The organism is Polaribacter litorisediminis, from assembly GCF_019968605.1.
GTDB classification, from domain to species: Bacteria; Bacteroidota; Bacteroidia; order Flavobacteriales; family Flavobacteriaceae; genus Polaribacter; species Polaribacter litorisediminis.
In genome coordinates, this window is sequence record NZ_CP082966.1 from 559,474 (window position 1) to 576,242 (window position 16,769).

Sequence of the window (16,769 nt, forward strand, 5' to 3'; positions counted from 1 at the left end):
AATTTTAAATTCTTTTTTAAAATGTAAGAATAGATGCTGTACTGTATTTTCCTCCTTTTAGACTTTCTATAAAATAGACTTTTGGCTTATAGGGATTGGAATAATTTTTAATGAATGGACAAGCACTTTCGGTTATTGTCGCCATGTTTTCTTTTTCATCATTTTCTGTTTTCAGAAAAACCCTTATCTTGTTGAAAATTATTTTTATGAAAGCTATAGTATGCAATAAATTCGGAACTCCAAATACTTTACAGTTTCAAGAAATAGAAAGTCCATCACCTAAAAAAGATGAAATTTTAATTGCTGTAAAAGCATGTAGTGTAAATTTTCCTGATACTTTAATTATTCAAGGTAAATATCAATTTAGACCCGAATTCCCTTTTTCACCTGGAAGTGATGTTGCCGGCATTGTAGAAAAAATAGGTGAGGACGTACAACAATTTAAAGTGGGCGATAAGGTGGTTGGTTTTATCTCGTTTGGAGGTTTTGCAGAAAAAGCAATTGTAAAGGCAAAAGATTGTTTTCCGAAACCTAAAGGCATGTCTATGGTAAACGCATCTGCTTTTTTATTGGCATACGGAACTTCTTATCATGCTTTAAAGGATAGAGCGAATTTACAAAAAGGAGAAACTATTTTAATTTTAGGAGCTTCAGGAGGTGTTGGTTTAACCGCTTTGGAGTTGGCAAAATTAATGGGAGCAAAAGTAATTGCTGCAGCATCTACTAAAGAAAAATTAGATTTGTGTACACAATTCGGAGCAGATGAAGTCATCAATTATACCGAAGAAAGTTTAAAGGATAAAGTAAAGGAATTAACCAATGGCAGCGGGGTAGATGTTATTTACGATCCTGTTGGTGGGCATTTTTCTGAATTGGCGCTAAGAGCCATTGCTTGGAAAGGAAGACATTTAGTGATTGGATTTGCGAACGGCGAAATTCCTAAAATTCCTATTAATTTAACCTTGTTAAAAGGGGCAAGTATTGTGGGTGTTTTTTGGGGAGCATTTGCTCAAAAAGAACCTAAAAAGAGTTTAGAGAACATACATCAGCTATTAACCTGGTTTACAAAAGGATATTTAAAACCACATATTAACAAAACGTATGCGCTAAAAGAGGCACCAAAAGCGCTAGAAGATATGATACAAAGAAAAGTAAAAGGAAAAATTGTAATTGATATGGACTTGTAATTACTTAAAATTCCAGTTGTTGTAATTGCTTGAAGTTTCTAATTTATGTTCCAAATCATCTGGTAAATCATGAAAAAAGTCGATACCTGTTTTCTCTTCTAATGCATCAATAGAAACTACAAATTTTTGCAGTGGTTTTTCACTTTGTTCATGCGGCATCAAAAAAGCAATTGCTTTTACTTCTCGTTGAGAATACACTAATAAAAGTTTATAAAAATAGTTCGGTACAGAGACTTTTTCTGAACCAATAGTCTTTAAATTATCTTCTAAAATACCTCCAGTAATTACATATAATTTACCGTATTTCTTTGCCCAACTTCTTGTTTTCTGCTCTAATTTATTCCAAATACCAGCATTAAAGGCTTGTTTTTGGGGCGAAATATTAGAAGTGTAAAAAGTTTCATGATAGCTTTTTTTCGATAATCTTCTATCACCTGCCGGACATAAATGTCCGCGATCATAGCCCGATTTTTTATAGTTCCTCCAGTCCGCAGAAGTTGTTTTTACTTTTGGGTCTTCAATAAAATAAGGGCGCTCTCTATGGGTGTAAACAATATCTTTTTTATCCAAAGAATACGCAACCCATTCTGCTTGTTCGTGTTTTTCTGAATACGATAAACTATAACCATCATGCAAAACAATTGCGCCCGTTGTTGATGTTGGTAAATAATTAAACTCACTGATTTTATCTTCGGATATGGTATTTAAAGAATTAGAAATAGCATCATTCGTTTTGTTTTGATACAAAGAAAAAGACAACACAAGCACCAATATAATCGCAGAGATAATTCTTTTATTCATTTATTTCTTTAGAATAATTTCTTCAAAATTTTCGGTTTTTTCTGTATGCAAGAATAAATTTTTTGCTTCTTTTGGTGGCACAGTTAATTTTCTCTTTGTTAAATCTATCCAAGCCCCATAAACTTTTATGACTGCAGATAATTTTCCTGCTTCATTAAAAACTTCGTGGGTTATTTTCCAGCGCTCGCTGTTTGCAGAAAGTCCTGATAATTTTATGTTTACCGTTATATTTTCTCCCAAATGAATTTCTTTTCTAAAAGAGGTTTCTTCGGTAAATAAAATAGGACCAAGATTATGTTTGGTAAACTCGTTAATAGAGAAATTTTGTGCGGCAAAATAACGCACTCTAACTTCAGCAGCATATTCATTATATGCGGTATGGCGCATGTGTCTGTTTGGGTCAAAATCAGACCATTTTGTAGGAAATGTAACGTTGTAACTCATGGTGTAAAATTAAAAAAACCTGATACATTGTAAAGATATACCAGGCTTTGATGTTTAATTATGCTAATCTTCTAATTTTTTATAATTTTAGATGGTGCTCTTAACTTTAATTCACTTAAAACATTTAGCGCTTCTGAAACATACATATCTTTCGATAAATTTTTGTGCCAAGCGATTCTTTTGTCTTCTAAATCTTTATTATTTTTAAAAATAGATTGCTCATATTGAGGAGATACAAACGTTAAATTTGATTTGTAATCGAACACTGATTTAAATTTTTCAGCCTCTTTTTCTCTTGCCTCACTATCCTTTAAAAACTTTTTGTAGTTTAAAGAATAGGAAGTTTCATCTTGGTTTTTCTTTAACCATTTTGCATATTCATTCACCAGTTTAAAGTTTGTATCTTCTGCAATTCTTTCTTTACTCTTATATACAACATCATTAAAATTGGCGTATGAATTTGTTTGAGAATACTTGGCTTGTGGTACTTTATCCCATTCTAAAGCGCCTTCTAAATCACGTTCACCAAATTTCATATAGCTATATCTGCTTGGCATTGCAATATCGGAATACACGCCTTCTTTTTGAGTAGAACCACCGTTTACTCTATAAAATTTTTGAATGGTCATTTTTAAATATCCTAAATCTTCTTTATAATTTGGATAAAATTGATTGATCGGTAAAATATTCTGCACTGTTCCTTTTCCGTAAGTTTGGTTTCCTCCTAAAATTACTGCTCTTTTATAATCTTGCATTGCCGCAGCAAAAATTTCTGAAGCAGAAGCAGAAAATTCGTTTACTAAAACAACCACAGATCCTTCCCATTGAATTTGAGGATCAATATCACTTTTAACAATAGGGTTTTCTCCACGATATTTTACCTGTACAATCGGCCCTTGATTGATAAATAACCCTGATATTTCAATAGCTGTTTTTAAAGAACCACCTCCGTTATTTCTTAAATCTACAATTAAGCCAACAACACCTTCACTTTTTAATCGTTCGATTTCTTTTTCCATGTCCTTGGCAGAATCTCTATAATTATTATCTTTAAAATCGATATAAAAGCTTGGTAAATCTATAATTGCATATTTTTTACCATTCTTTTTAACAATACTAGATTTTACAAAAGTTTCATCTAATTGAACTACGTCTCTAATAATGGATATGATTTTTGTAGAACCATCTAATTTTTTCTTTACTGTTAATCTAACTTCAGTGCCTTTTTTTCCTTTTATAAATTTAATAGCATCCGATAAACGCATTCCTACGATATCTAAAGGTTCTTCATCGCCTTGCGCCACTCTTAAAATAATATCTCCAGGTTCTAATTCTCCTTGTTTAGATGCAGGGCCTCCAGCAACCAAATCAGAAACCTGAGTGTAAATTCCTTTTTCTTGCAAACGTGCGCCAATTCCTTCTACTTTTCCAGACATGGTTTGGTCAAAATTCTCTTTTTTTGTAGGATCCATGTACGTTGTATGTGGATCAAAAGCCCCTACAACAGAATTTAAGAAGGTAGAAAACCAATCATCATTTTCTAGTCTTTGTATTCTCATGTACAATTCATCCATGTTTTCTAAAACTTCTTTTCTTGCGGATACTTCAAGCGTTTCAAAAGATTCTATTGCATAGTTTTTGTCATCTTTAAGCTTTTCTTCTTGCAAATCAATTTGGTTTTGTATTCTGCCTAGTGTTTGTAATTTTAGTTGCTTTCTCCAGTAATCAATTAATTCATTATCGTTTTTCGCAAAAGGTACTTTCGTGTAGTCTAAATCTATGATTTCATTTTTATTAAACTGAAAGGGCTTTGCTAGTAAATCTGTATAATAAGATTTTGCATTTTTTGTTTTATCTAAAAAACGATTATAGACTAATTGGTAAAAAGAGATATCATCTTGCAACAGTTGGTTATCAATTTGATATTTATATTGTGAAAACTCTTTTAAATCTTCTTGCGTAAAATATCTTTTACTTGGGTCTAAACTATTAATAAAAGAATCGTAAACCAATTCAGAAAAATCATCATTTAGGTCTTTTGTAACAAAATGACCTCTCGTTAAAATGTTTTTTAAAACATATATTAAAACTCTATCTTTTTCGGCATCAGAATCTGAACTGCTATTTTGGTCTTGCGTATGGATAGAGAAACTAGTTAGCAATAAAAGGATTGCTAATAAAGTAGTACTAAATTTAGATGTCGTTTTCATAAATCTATTGTCGTTAATTTTATTTTTCAATGTACTAATTATCTAAAATTGTGCCATAATTACAGGCTTACAAGGTTACAAAAAATTAGTCTTTTTTATTCTTTAGGAAATGTTAAAAAGAAAATCATATAAATTAAATTATATTTGCTCTTACAGTAAAGATTCAATTTATACTTAAACCCTAAATTAATTTATGCAAGAAAGACCTTTAATTTTAGTAACCAATGATGATGGTATTACTGCTCCCGGAATTAGAGCACTTATTAAAATAATGAATAAAATTGGCGAAGTTGTGGTAGTGGCTCCCGATAGTCCACAGAGTGGAATGGGACATGCTATTACTGTTGATAATGTTCTGACTTGCAATCCGATAACGATTGATGATGGTCCTCAATTAGAATATACTTGTTCTGGAACGCCAGCAGATTGTATAAAAATGGCGATTAGCGAAATTTTAAATAAAAAACCAGATTTATGTGTTTCAGGGATTAACCATGGTGCAAATTCATCGATTAATGTTATTTATTCAGGAACTATGAGCGCAGCGATTGAAGCTGGTATAGAAGGAATTCCGGCAATTGGTTTCTCTTTATTAGATTATAAATGGCATGCAGATTTTAAGCCCGCTGAAGAGATTATAAAAAACATCACCTTAAATACGTTACTAAATGGTTTGCCAGACGGTATTGTGTTAAACGTAAACATTCCTAATTTAAAAAAGAATGAAATAAAAGGGAATAAAATTTGTAGACAAGCCATAGGTGTTTGGAAAGAAATTTTTGATAAGCGTAAAAGTCCGTTTGGCAAAGAATATTATTGGCTTTCTGGCGAATTTGTAAATAGAGATAAAGGGCAAGACACAGACGTATATGCTTTAGAAAACGGATATGTTTCTATAGTACCGGTTCAGTTTGATTTAACAGCACATCACATGATTCAAAAACTAAATTCTTGGGAACTGTAAAAAAAGATATTTTAATAGGCATTTTAACCTCCTTATTTGCAACTGCGGCAGGTTGTTTTTTATATGTAGAGTATTTTTCGAAATTCAACTTTAATGAAACGCTGCAAATGATTGAAGACGGCGATTTGTATGGTAAAATTTTATCAATTGCTGCAATTCCTAATTTATTTGTATTCTTTGTCTTTATTAAAAAGAAGCAAGATAATAGGGCTAAAGGTGTTTTATTAACCACCATTATCATTGCTTTAACCACCTTAATTTTAAAGTTTGTCTAATGAAATATTATATTATTGCAGGTGAAGCTTCTGGAGATTTACATGGTTCTAATTTAATGAAAGCCTTGTACCAAGAAGATGCAGGTGCAAGTATTCGTTTTTGGGGTGGAGACTTAATGCAAAAAGCTGGCGGAACCCTTGTAAGTCATTATAAGGACAGAGCCTTTATGGGCTTTTTTGAGGTTTTAAGAAACCTGAATAAGGTGTTGGTATTTATTAAATTTTGTAAAAAAGATATTGAGCAGTTTCAGCCTGATGTCATTATTTTTATAGACAATTCGGGCTTTAATTTACGCATTGCAAAATGGGCAAAACAAGCAGGATTTAAAACTAATTATTATATTTCTCCTCAAGTTTGGGCTAGCAGAGCAAGCAGAATAAAAGGGATTCAAAGAGATATTGATAAAATGTTTGTAATTCTCCCTTTTGAAAAAGAGTTTTATAAAAAATATGATTACGAAGTAACGTTTGTAGGGCATCCTTTAATAGATGGTATTGCTCATAGAAAGCAGGTAAGCGAACACAAATTTAGAGAAGAGCATCAATTAGGAAATTTACCTATAATAGCCTTATTGCCAGGAAGTAGAAAACAAGAAATTATAAAAATGTTGTCTGTTATGTTGTCTTTGGTTGATGATTTTTCAGACTATAAATTTGTAATCGCAGGAGCGCCAAGTCAAGATTTTTCTTTTTATAAACGTATTATTGGTGATCGAAAAGTGAGTTTTATTGATAACAAAACCTACGATTTATTGTCCGTTTCAACAGCAGCTTTGGTAACTTCTGGAACGGCAACTTTAGAAACAGCTTTGTTTAAAGTACCACAAGTAGTTTGTTATAAAGCAGGCGCAATTTCTTATCAAATAGCAAAGAGAATTATTACTTTAAAATTTATTTCTTTGGTTAATTTAATCATGGGTAAAGAAGTAGTTACAGAATTAATTCAGCAAGATTTTACAAAAACAAAATTAAAAAAAGAACTTCTAAAAATTTTAGAGGACGAACACCGTCAGAAGTTATTTTTAGAGTATTATGAGTTAGAGAAAAAGTTAGGCGGAAAAGGAGCATCTCAGAAAACAGCAAAGTTGATTGTAGACAGTTTATAAGTAAAAGTACTATGAAAAAGATTTTAATTTTATTAATAACCTCTTTGATTTTTGGTGCGTGTGGAGCATCAAAAAATGCTACAAAAAAAAATACGAAAACAGATAAAATTGTTTCAAACGCTTTAAAATACAAAGGTGTAAAATATAAGTATGGTGGAACGACCAAAAGAGGAATGGATTGTTCTGGAGTTGTTTATGTTGCTTTTGGAAAAGAGAATGTGCAATTGCCTAGAATTTCTAAGGATATGGCAAAAAGAGGAAAAAAGATCTCTTTAAGAAGAGCAAAAAAAGGAGATTTGTTATTCTTTAAAATTTCTAGAAGGAAAAAAAGAATCAATCATGTGGGCTTGGTTACTTCGGTTAAAAACGGACAAGTAATGTTTATTCATGCTACCAGTTCTAGAGGCGTGATTGTGTCTTCCATGTCCGAAAAATATTGGAAAAACTCTTTCGTAAAAGCCACAAGAGTGCTCTAAACTTTTTTTAGAAATAAAGTTGTAACTTTATTTCGCTATGAAAAGGTTAATTAATTATGTACCCATCCACTTTTTACTCTTCCTAATTTTAGGAATTTCTACGCAATTCTACACGAATTTTTGGCAATTTGGTTTCGTACAATTATTTCTTTTGTTGCTATTATTTTTGGGGTTGTTTTTTTTAATTCCGAATAAAATTGTTAGAACATTATGTTCTTTTTTAGTGTTCTTTCTGATAGGAGTTTCTGCTGTTTTTATCAATAATAAGGAGAATTATAAAAATTATTATAGCAGCTATTTGAATAGCAATGCTCAAGTCACCTTAAAAGTAACTAAAATTTTAAAATCAGGAATGTATGCGCATAAGTATGAAGCCGATGTTATTCAGGTTGATACTTTAAAAACAAAAGGTACAATCTTGTTAAATATCTTTAAAGATAGCTTTTCTAGCACTTTAAAAGTGGATGAAATTTTGGTTACGAAAGCATTATTCACAGAATTAAATCCACCTTTAAATCCGCATCAATTTAATTACAAATTGTATTTAGCCAAACAAGGCATTTATCAACAATTATTTTTAGAAAAAAGCGATTATATAAGCTTAGGTTTTAAGGGTTTGTCTTTGGTTGGTTTTTCTGCCAAATTTAGAGACTTAGTCCAAGAAGCACTTTCAAAGTATCACTTTAAACCTGATGAATTAGCGGTTATAAATGCACTATTATTAGGGCAGAGACAAGATATTTCTAAAGACTTAATAGCACAATATTCCAATGCAGGAGCCATTCATATTTTAGCGGTTTCAGGCTTACATGTCGGAATTATTTTACTAATTCTATCTGCACTCTTGAAACCCATAGAAAGATTTAAAAATGGAAAATTTTTAAAATCACTTCTTATAATCTGTATTCTTTGGATGTTTGCTTTTGTGGCAGGTCTTTCGGCATCCGTGGTAAGAGCTGTTACTATGTTTACTTTTTTGGCTATTGGAAATGCTTTTCAAAGAAAAAAAGTGACTGAATTTTCTTTGATTTCTTCCATGTTCTTTCTTTTGTTGGTAAAACCTTTATTTCTATTTGATGTTGGTTTTCAATTGAGTTATCTCGCTGTGTTTGGAATTATTTGGATACAACCAAAACTGTATAAAATATATACACCTACTTACAAAATCGAGCATAAAATATGGCAATTAATAACCGTTTCAATAGCTGCGCAAATAGGAGTTTTACCGTTGAGTTTGTATTATTTTCATCAGTTTCCGGGGTTGTTTATGCTTTCTAATTTAATTATAATTCCATGTTTAGGCGCAATTTTAATTGGCGGAATTCTTCTTATTTTTATGGCATTATTGGGGGTTCTTCCACAATTTTTGGCTTCGATTTATGGTTTTATTATTTCGCTAATGAACAGTTTTGTTAGTTGGATTTCTCAACAAGAATATTTTTTATTCAAAGATATTTCATTGTCATTTTTAATGATGATTGCTACTTATGTACTACTTATTTTGGGGATTCGATTTTTAATAAAAACAGCACCAAAAAAAGCAATTTATTTTTTAGTTTCAGTGTTGTTTTTTCAAAGTGTTATACTGTTTGAAAAGTATCAAAAGAACACTAAAATAGAATTGATTGTTTTTCATAAAACTAGAAAGTCGGCATTAGGTTTAAGGAATGGCGGTATGGTGAATATCTATCATACTATAGATTCTTTAGAAGTAAAAAAAATAAATATGATTCAGGGTTATACCGTTGGTGAAAATATAAAACCCATCTTTAGAAACCAATTTTCAGATGTTTTTCACTTTAAAAATAAGGATGTTTTAGTCATTGATAGTTTGGGTGTTTATAAAGTAAAAGGTTTAAAAAAACCATTTATTATAATACGGAATTCTCCTAAACTAAATATGGAACGCTTGATAAAAACAATGAATCCAAGCCATATTATTGCAGACGGTTCTAATTATAAAAGCGATGTAAAAAGATGGAAAAGTAGTGCTAAAAAATTAAAAATCCCTTTTCACGATACAGGCGAAAAGGGCGCTTTTAAATATTAAGTGTTTAAATATTAACCTTTAAACTTGGGTTCAAAAGCTTTATAATAAGCACCTAATGTTTCTTTAGTTTTTAGTTCAATATGTTTATTTGTAACAAATAATTTAAGAAAAAATTCTAATTGTTGTGGGTTGTGAAAGCCTCTTATTGGAGCTATAAAATCGCCCGTTTCATTTAAAAAAGCAATGGTTGGATACGCATTTACGCCCATATAATCTGCAAACTCATGAGCACTATTTCTGCTGTTTGCTTTGGATGCGTCGTAATTAGGGTTTCCAAAATTAGTATCTTTATAATTTATTGCTTCATTGCCTTCTCCATTAAATTTAACTGCATAATAATGTTCATTTACATAAGCCGCTACATCCTTATTTTTAAATGTTTTTTTGTCTAATAATTTGCAAGGTCCACACCAGTTTGTATAAATATCAATCATTATTTTTTTAGGATTTTCTTTCTGAAGTTCCAATGCTTTGTTTAAGGAAATCCAGTTAATTTCTTGTGCTTTTATGCTGATGCTAAAAAAAACAAAAGCTATGAATGTTAAAATTATTTTTTTCATGCTATATGATTTACAAATTATATGCCAAATTATAAAATTATCGAATGCCATGCATTAATTTTTTGATCAAAGGATTTAAAATCAAAAAAATAAGACCAACTCCTGCCGGAATTACCGTAAAAATTAAAAAGAAGAAAGACATGGAGTATTCTTCTACTATGGCATCAATAGAGCTACCTACCAAACCAGCTATTAGATTGCCGAGAAAGTTTACTAAATACCAAACTCCAAACATCATTCCTATTTTTTTAGGAGGAACCAATTTAGAAACATAAGATAAGCCAACAGGAGATACACATAACTCTCCCATAGTGTGGAATAAATAGGCTAAAACCAACCAAATTAAACTTACCGAAGCAGTTTTTGCTCCTTGTGGAATTCCGCTAGAACCATACGCCAAAGCGCCAAAACCAATCCCTAATAGAATCATTCCAATTCCGAATTTTATAGCAGCCGAAGGATTGAATTTGCTTTCCCACCATTTAGAAAATAAAGGTGCTAAAAAGATGATAAAAAGTGAGTTTAATATTAAAAACCAAGACGCTTCAATTTCTGCGGAATCTTTAGGGATAATTACAGAAAGTTTCCAGATGACCAATCCCCAAATACTTAAAAAACTGATTCCTAAAATACTATTTGATAAAGATATGATCTTAAAAGTCTGACGGAATAATTTTATTAAAACCCAAGAAATAATTAGCAAAGGCACTGTAGATACTAGAATATCTACTATTTTAAAAATAAAAGCAGCATTTCCAGACAATGTTCTTTGTGTATAATCTCTTGCAAAAATATTCATAGAACCACTAGCTTGTTCAAAAGCAGCCCAAAAGAAAACGGTAAAAAAAGCTAAAAGACCTACAACAATATAACGATCTCTTTGAATGTTTGGTGAAACTTCTTTTTCCGCAGTATCTAAAGTATCGACTGTTTTTGCTAGAACTTCTTTTTTATTAGGAGTGACGCCAACGTTTTCAAAGATTTCTCTACCAAACCAAAATTGCATAGTTCCTAAAAACATAAAAATTCCCGCTAACCCAAATCCCCAAGAATAACTTAAGTTACTAGCCAAAAAACCACAAAGTAATACCCCTAAAAAACCACCGGCATTTACACCCATATAGAAAATAGTATATGCCCCATCTTTGCGTTCTGGGTATTTGTCATACAAACCACTTACGATAGAAGTTACATTAGGTTTAAATAATCCGTTTCCGATTATTAGAAAAGTAATACCCATATACAAGGTGAATTCTGTTTCCATAGCCATGGAAGCATGCCCCAATGTCATCGCAAATGCGCCTAAAGCCACGGCTTTTTGGTATCCGAGTAATTTATCAGCAATAATACCACCAAGCAAAGGTGTTAAATAGACCGAACTTGTGTAAATTGTTAATAAACCGATGGCTCTTTCACGAGTCCATTCCCAGCCACCATCAGAAAAAGAAGCGGTTAAAAATAGCACAAAAATGGCACGCATTCCATAATAGGAAAAGCGTTCCCACATTTCGGTAAAGAACAGCACAAATAATGCGGGTTTATGGTTTAATAAACTAAATTCTTTTGATGTTGTTGCACTCATATAAATAAGTTTTTGAAAACAGAAAACCTCATAAAATTTGGTTTATGAGGTTTTGTGAATAATTATTTTAATGAACGGTGCCCATTAATTTTTTCATGAGTGGAGAGAATACTAACACGATGACTCCGGCTCCTATGGCATATAACGCTATTAAATGAAAGCCATCTGTATACACGGCCAACGTATCCATGCCGCCTACGTTTGCGTCTGTACTTTCAACAGCTAATTGTTTAGAGATAAAGCCTACAATTTGAAAAGCAAATGCAGAAGATAAAAACCAAACACCCATCATAAAAGCAACTATATTTTTTGGCGACAGATCGGTTATTTTTGATAAACCAACCGGAGACATGAATAGTTCACCAACGGAAATGATAAAGTACATTACTAATAAATAAGCAAATGGAACCATTCCGTTTTCGTCAGCACTAGCGCCACTAATAGACAGTATATAGAAACTTGCACCCGCTAAAAGAAGTCCTAAACCAAATTTATATGGAGTTCTTGGATTTAATTTATTTTTAGACAAATATCCCCAAAGTAAAGAAATTGGGATGGCCAAAATTATAATAAACATCGAGTTTAAAGCATTTGTTTGACTGGCTGACATAATTCCTTCTAAAGCAACATTTCTAGAGGCGAATAAAGTAATAACACTTCCTGATAATTCATGAAAACCCCAAAATAAGGTCATAAAAAATGTAATTAATACGGCCATAATCAACTTTTTACGAGCCACAGCCTCTAAACTATACATTATATAGCCTAAATAGGCTAGAACCGCGATGCCAATAAATTTAAAAATACCACTTACGTAATTTGCCTGCCATGAAGAAAGCAAATAAGCAATTACAGGAACAAATAATACAGAAATAATAGGAATTAATGTTTTTTGCGGAATTCCGATTATTTTCTTCTCATAGATTTCTTGGTTTGGGGGCATTCCTTTATCACCAAAGACATTTTTCTTAATACCACTCCAAAAGAAAATTAAACCAGCCATCATTCCTATTCCGGCTAAACCAAAACCATAGTGCCAACCATATTCTGCTGCCAACCATCCGCATAAAAGAGGTGCAACAAAGCCACCGATATTAATTCCCATATAGAAAATGGTAAAACCAGAATCTTTTCTAACATCTCCTTCTTTATACAAGGCACCCACAAAAGTGGATATATTAGGTTTAAAAAAACCATTACCCACAACAATGAGCGCTAGTGCTAGAAAGAAAGCAAGATCATTTTCAATGGCTAAAACAAAATGACCAATAGCCATTAAAATTCCTCCTAAAAATATCGAACTACGCATTCCTAATATTTTATCAGAAATTTGCCCCCCTATCACAGTAGAAGCATATACTAAAGAACCATACGAGGCATATACTACAGCAGTTGCTGCATCACGTTCTGCAATAGCTTTAAATATTTCATTAACCATGTAAAGCGTTAACAGCGCTCTCATTCCATAGAAACTAAAACGCTCCCATAATTCTGCAAAGAATAAATAAAATAACCCTTTTGGGTGTCCAAATAGTTGTGGGTCTTCTGCAGTTGTTGTAACTCCTTTGTCTAACATGATTATCCTTTTATTTTAGTTGATTATTTTGATGTATTAATTAAATGCTCTTCTATAAAATTAGTCATTTTGGTATATAGATTTAAGCGTGTATTTTTTCCTTTGTAAATACCGTGTGTACGATCTGGTACAATAAACATGTCAAACTGTTTGTTGGCTTCAATTAAAGCATTAATCATTCTGTAACTATTTTGTACATGCACATTATCATCACCAGTTCCATGGACCAATAAGTAGTTCCCTTCTAATTTATCAGCATAATTTATAGGCGAATTATCATCATAACCACTTGCATTTTCTTGAGGGGTTTGCATATACCGCTCTGTGTAAACAGAATCGTAAAAACGCCAAGAAGTAACAGGGGCTACAGCAATGGCAGTGCTAAAAATATCACTTCCTTTTAAAAGGCAATTAGTACTCATAAAACCGCCATAAGACCAACCCCAAATACCAATATTATTTTTGTCGACATAAGGACGTTCTGCTAATTTTTTTGCTGCGGCAATTTGATCTTCTACTTCATATTTACCTAATTCTTTTTGTGTGACTTTCTTAAAATCGGCACCTTTTAATCCAGTTCCACGTCCGTCAATACATACCACAATGATGCCCTTTTGAGCTAACATATTGTGCCAGTAATCATTAGAGGCATTCCATTTGTTACCAACTTGTTGCGATCCTGGACCTGAATATTGAAACATAAACATGGGGTATTTTTTATTTTCATCAAAATCAAGAGGTTTTAGCATCCACATATTTAAATCGTTCCCATTGATGTTGATGGTAGAAAACTCTTTAGGACTCATTTTATACGTTGATAATTCTTCTTTTAAGTTCGTATTATCTTTTATAACTTTTAACATTTTACCTTTTGCCGAGTATAAAGAATAAATTGGCGGAATTTCTGATGAAGAAAATGTGTTGATAAAGTAGTTAAGATTTTTGCTGAAAGCAGCACTATTTTGACCGTCTTTGTTGCTTAATAACTTTTTATTTTTACCTTTTAAATTGATGGCATAAACACCTCGGTTGATAGAACCATTTTCTACAGATTGATAGTAAATAGTTTTCTTTTTTTCGTTAAAACCATAATAGTTGGTTACTTCCCAATTTCCTTTTGTAATTTGATTAATGATCTCTCCATTAAAATCATAATGATAAATATGATTAAAACCATCCTTTTCGCTGGTCCAAATAAAGGAATTATCCGCTAAAAAGGTAAGATTATCGGTAATATCTATATAGGCTTTTGTTGTTTCGTTTAATAATAAAGATGCGTTGCTTTTTAATGCATTTACTTTGTGTAATTTTAGATCGTTTTGATGACGATTTAGGGTAGTTGCCACTAAAACAGTATCATTGTTAGACCATTGTATTCTAGGAATGTACTCATAATCGCCTAAAGTTATCTTTTGACTCGTATTAGAAGCTACATGATACATGTGAAGGGTAACATCAGCATTTTTTTCGCCAGCTTTTGGATATTTGAACACCTGCTGCTTAGGGTATAGTTGATTGCCAACAATATCCATAGAAAAAGTGGGTACATCCGTTTCGTCAAAACGTAAGAAGGCTAAATATTTACTGTCTTTGCTCCACTCAAAAGCGCGTACAAAACCAAATTCTTCTTCATAAACCCAATCTGTAATTCCGTTTATAATATGATTTATTTTTCCATCTTTTGTAATTTGTGTAGTTGTATTGCCAGAAAAATCTTTGATGTAAATGTTATTTTCTTTTGCGAATGCAACTTTTTTATTGTCTGGTGAGAATATAGGTTCTTGAATGTCTTTTCCTATTAAAGTAAGCTGTTTCGAGGCAATGTCAAAGGCATAAAATGTACCGCTAAAAGAACGTCTATAAATTTTCTTAAAATCAGTTCCTAAAATAATTTTAGTTTCATCATTGTTAAAGCTGTAAGACGAAAATGAGTTTAAATCTTGTAAATTTTCACTATTTACAATCGTTGCAACTTTTTCTAGGGTGGCATAACTGTATTTATCTACTGTGGTAGCTCCAGTTTTTTGATCTCTATTTAAAAGCGAATAGAAATCGCCATTCATAGAATTTAAAGCATTCATTCTTTCCGGAGAAAAAGTGCCATTCCAAATTTTTTCAAGAGTAATTTCTTTGGTTTTGGAAGTTGTGTTATTCAATGTTTGGGCAGTAATTTCTTGACCAATGGTAAAAAGAAATATGGTTGCAAGAATGATCTTGTTTTTCATTTGAGAATTGTTTTAAAAAAAGTTCTCCAAGATTACGAAATTATTGTCAAAAAGGAGCAATTTGGCATAAACTTTTAAATGTAGCTGCTAAAATTTAAGAATTATATCCATTTGGGTTTATCATGCTAGGTGTTTAAATTCAATTATTTTTAGATTCGTTGAAATTAAAAAAGAATTCTCATCGCCCTTAGTACCGTCAGTTTTCTTTATAAAAAGTAATCTGAAAAGGAACGATTTATAGGCTTATTTTGAGTTTAAAATGGAATTATTCTAAGGCTCATCATTTTTGACAAAAAAAATCTCGATACCTTTTTGAGGTTACCGAGATCTTCTTCTATGAAATTGAATTGTTATTTCTTTTCTTCTTCGTTATTGGTTTTTACATCATCTGCACCAATTATTAGTGGAGTTTTTCCGTCTGTAATAATTGTTTTTGCATTCGCAGATCTAGCCAATTCTCTAAATGCTTCAATTGCCTTTAATTTTAAAATTCCTGGAGTTAAGCCTTCTGCAATAATTAGTTGCGCATCTCTTTCTCCTTTTGCATTAATAATTTTTCTTTCTGCCTCTAATTTCTCTTGGTCTAAAACGAACTTTAATCGCATTGCATCTTGTTCAGCTTGTAATTTTCTTTCTATAGAACTTGCTAAACCTCTTGGTAATTGAATTCTTTTCATTAAAACAGCAATTAAATCGATACCATCCGCTTGATTTTCAATATTACTTTTCATCTTTTTTAAGATTTCACTCTCAATATTTGCTCTCATACCAGAATGCATGTCTTTTGCATAAAACTTGGCACAAACATCGGAAGCCGCAGATCTAAAAACACTAGTAATTACAGATTCATAATTCTGACCTAAGTTCTGCAAAATATTAGCCACTTTATTGCCTTCTAATCTGTATAGAATAGATATTTCAGAATTTACACTTAAACCTTCCTTACTTGGTAAACTAAGGACTAGTTTTATATTACTTGTTTTTGTAGATTCTTTTAAAACTTTACTTATTAGAGGATTGTAAAGGACAGTTCCTTGCGTTTGAACTTCGCTAGATAACTTTCCTAAAGTTTGTTTAATTCCTACCTCACCGGGTCTTACAACTGCACAACTAGAAAGTAAAAACATTCCTAAAATTGCTGCTAAACTTAAATTTTTCATATTTTATCTGGAGTTTAATTATTTTAATTCCTCAAAGGTAATTTATTGAATTCTTAAAAAAATGATATTATTATTAAATAATATTATGACAAGTATTAAATTATTTTATCATATATGTAATTTTTTTTGTTTTTTTTATATAAATTTTAATAT

General features: G+C 31.5%; 15 protein-coding genes. 6 read left to right on the forward strand and 9 right to left on the reverse strand.

The window, feature by feature from the left end:
* Positions 1-16: 16 nt before the first annotated feature.
* Positions 17-145 (reverse strand): hypothetical protein, encoded by a 129-nt coding sequence (locus K8354_RS18645; protein ID WP_302850522.1) that lies wholly within the window; start codon positions 143-145, stop codon positions 17-19.
* A gap of 61 nt (positions 146-206) precedes the next feature.
* On the opposite strand from K8354_RS18645, the gene K8354_RS02400 reads away from it, so the two are divergent.
* On the forward strand, positions 207-1,187 hold the full coding sequence (locus K8354_RS02400) for an NADPH:quinone oxidoreductase family protein (protein ID WP_223445115.1): 981 nt from the start codon (positions 207-209) through the stop codon (positions 1,185-1,187).
* Here K8354_RS02400 and K8354_RS02405 read toward each other — a convergent pair whose 3' ends face one another.
* The 3 genes from K8354_RS02405 to K8354_RS02415 all read right to left on the reverse strand — a co-directional run bounded on the left by K8354_RS02405 (position 1,188) and on the right by K8354_RS02415 (position 4,642).
* Entirely contained in the window at positions 1,188-1,988 is an 801-nt protein-coding gene (locus tag K8354_RS02405; protein ID WP_223445117.1) for a DNA/RNA non-specific endonuclease, read from the reverse strand.
* Positions 1,989-2,432, reverse strand: a complete 444-nt coding sequence (locus K8354_RS02410) for an acyl-CoA thioesterase (protein ID WP_223445119.1) — start codon at positions 2,430-2,432, stop codon at positions 1,989-1,991.
* 71 nt (positions 2,433-2,503) lie between these two features.
* The gene (locus K8354_RS02415; protein ID WP_223445121.1) at positions 2,504-4,642 is read right to left on the reverse strand and encodes a carboxy terminal-processing peptidase; all 2,139 of its coding nucleotides are present in this window, start codon (positions 4,640-4,642) and stop codon (positions 2,504-2,506) included.
* Between the two features lie 193 nt (positions 4,643-4,835).
* Between K8354_RS02415 and surE the strand changes: the two genes are divergently transcribed.
* Genes surE through K8354_RS02440 form a run of 5 tightly spaced genes read left to right on the forward strand, consistent with a single transcriptional unit; the run spans position 4,836 to position 9,513 of the window.
* Positions 4,836-5,606 carry a 5'/3'-nucleotidase SurE gene (gene surE / locus K8354_RS02420; RefSeq protein ID WP_223445122.1) on the forward strand — a complete coding sequence of 257 codons (771 nt, stop codon included), beginning with the start codon at positions 4,836-4,838 and terminating at the stop codon, positions 5,604-5,606.
* Entirely contained in the window at positions 5,594-5,881 is a 288-nt protein-coding gene (locus K8354_RS02425; RefSeq protein ID WP_223445123.1) for a hypothetical protein, read from the forward strand. The genes surE and K8354_RS02425 overlap by 13 nt, the downstream gene beginning before the upstream one ends.
* The gene (gene lpxB / locus K8354_RS02430) at positions 5,881-6,987 is read left to right on the forward strand and encodes a lipid-A-disaccharide synthase (protein WP_223445124.1); all 1,107 of its coding nucleotides are present in this window, start codon (positions 5,881-5,883) and stop codon (positions 6,985-6,987) included. Before K8354_RS02425 ends, lpxB begins: the two co-directional genes overlap by 1 nt.
* 11 nt (positions 6,988-6,998) lie before the next feature.
* Complete coding sequence (locus K8354_RS02435) at positions 6,999-7,463, forward strand: C40 family peptidase (protein WP_223445125.1); 465 nt, start codon at positions 6,999-7,001, stop codon at positions 7,461-7,463.
* A 37-nt stretch (positions 7,464-7,500) separates the two neighbouring features.
* Positions 7,501-9,513: a ComEC/Rec2 family competence protein gene (locus K8354_RS02440; protein ID WP_223445126.1), complete on the forward strand. Its 2,013-nt coding sequence runs from the start codon at positions 7,501-7,503 to the stop codon at positions 9,511-9,513.
* A gap of 11 nt (positions 9,514-9,524) precedes the next feature.
* Here K8354_RS02440 and K8354_RS02445 read toward each other — a convergent pair whose 3' ends face one another.
* The 5 genes from K8354_RS02445 to K8354_RS02465 all read right to left on the reverse strand — a co-directional run bounded on the left by K8354_RS02445 (position 9,525) and on the right by K8354_RS02465 (position 16,616).
* Entirely contained in the window at positions 9,525-10,073 is a 549-nt protein-coding gene (locus K8354_RS02445) for a thioredoxin family protein (protein ID WP_223445127.1), read from the reverse strand.
* Between the two features lie 37 nt (positions 10,074-10,110).
* Positions 10,111-11,655: a peptide MFS transporter gene (locus tag K8354_RS02450; RefSeq protein WP_223445128.1), complete on the reverse strand. Its 1,545-nt coding sequence runs from the start codon at positions 11,653-11,655 to the stop codon at positions 10,111-10,113.
* Between the two features lie 67 nt (positions 11,656-11,722).
* Complete coding sequence (locus tag K8354_RS02455; protein WP_223445129.1) at positions 11,723-13,231, reverse strand: peptide MFS transporter; 1,509 nt, start codon at positions 13,229-13,231, stop codon at positions 11,723-11,725.
* Positions 13,232-13,254: 23 nt separating this feature from the next.
* Positions 13,255-15,456: a S9 family peptidase gene (locus tag K8354_RS02460; RefSeq protein ID WP_223445131.1), complete on the reverse strand. Its 2,202-nt coding sequence runs from the start codon at positions 15,454-15,456 to the stop codon at positions 13,255-13,257.
* A gap of 350 nt (positions 15,457-15,806) precedes the next feature.
* Positions 15,807-16,616, reverse strand: coding sequence for a prohibitin family protein (locus K8354_RS02465; RefSeq protein ID WP_223445133.1), 810 nt, complete (start codon positions 16,614-16,616; stop codon positions 15,807-15,809).
* Positions 16,617-16,769: the final 153 nt, after the last annotated feature.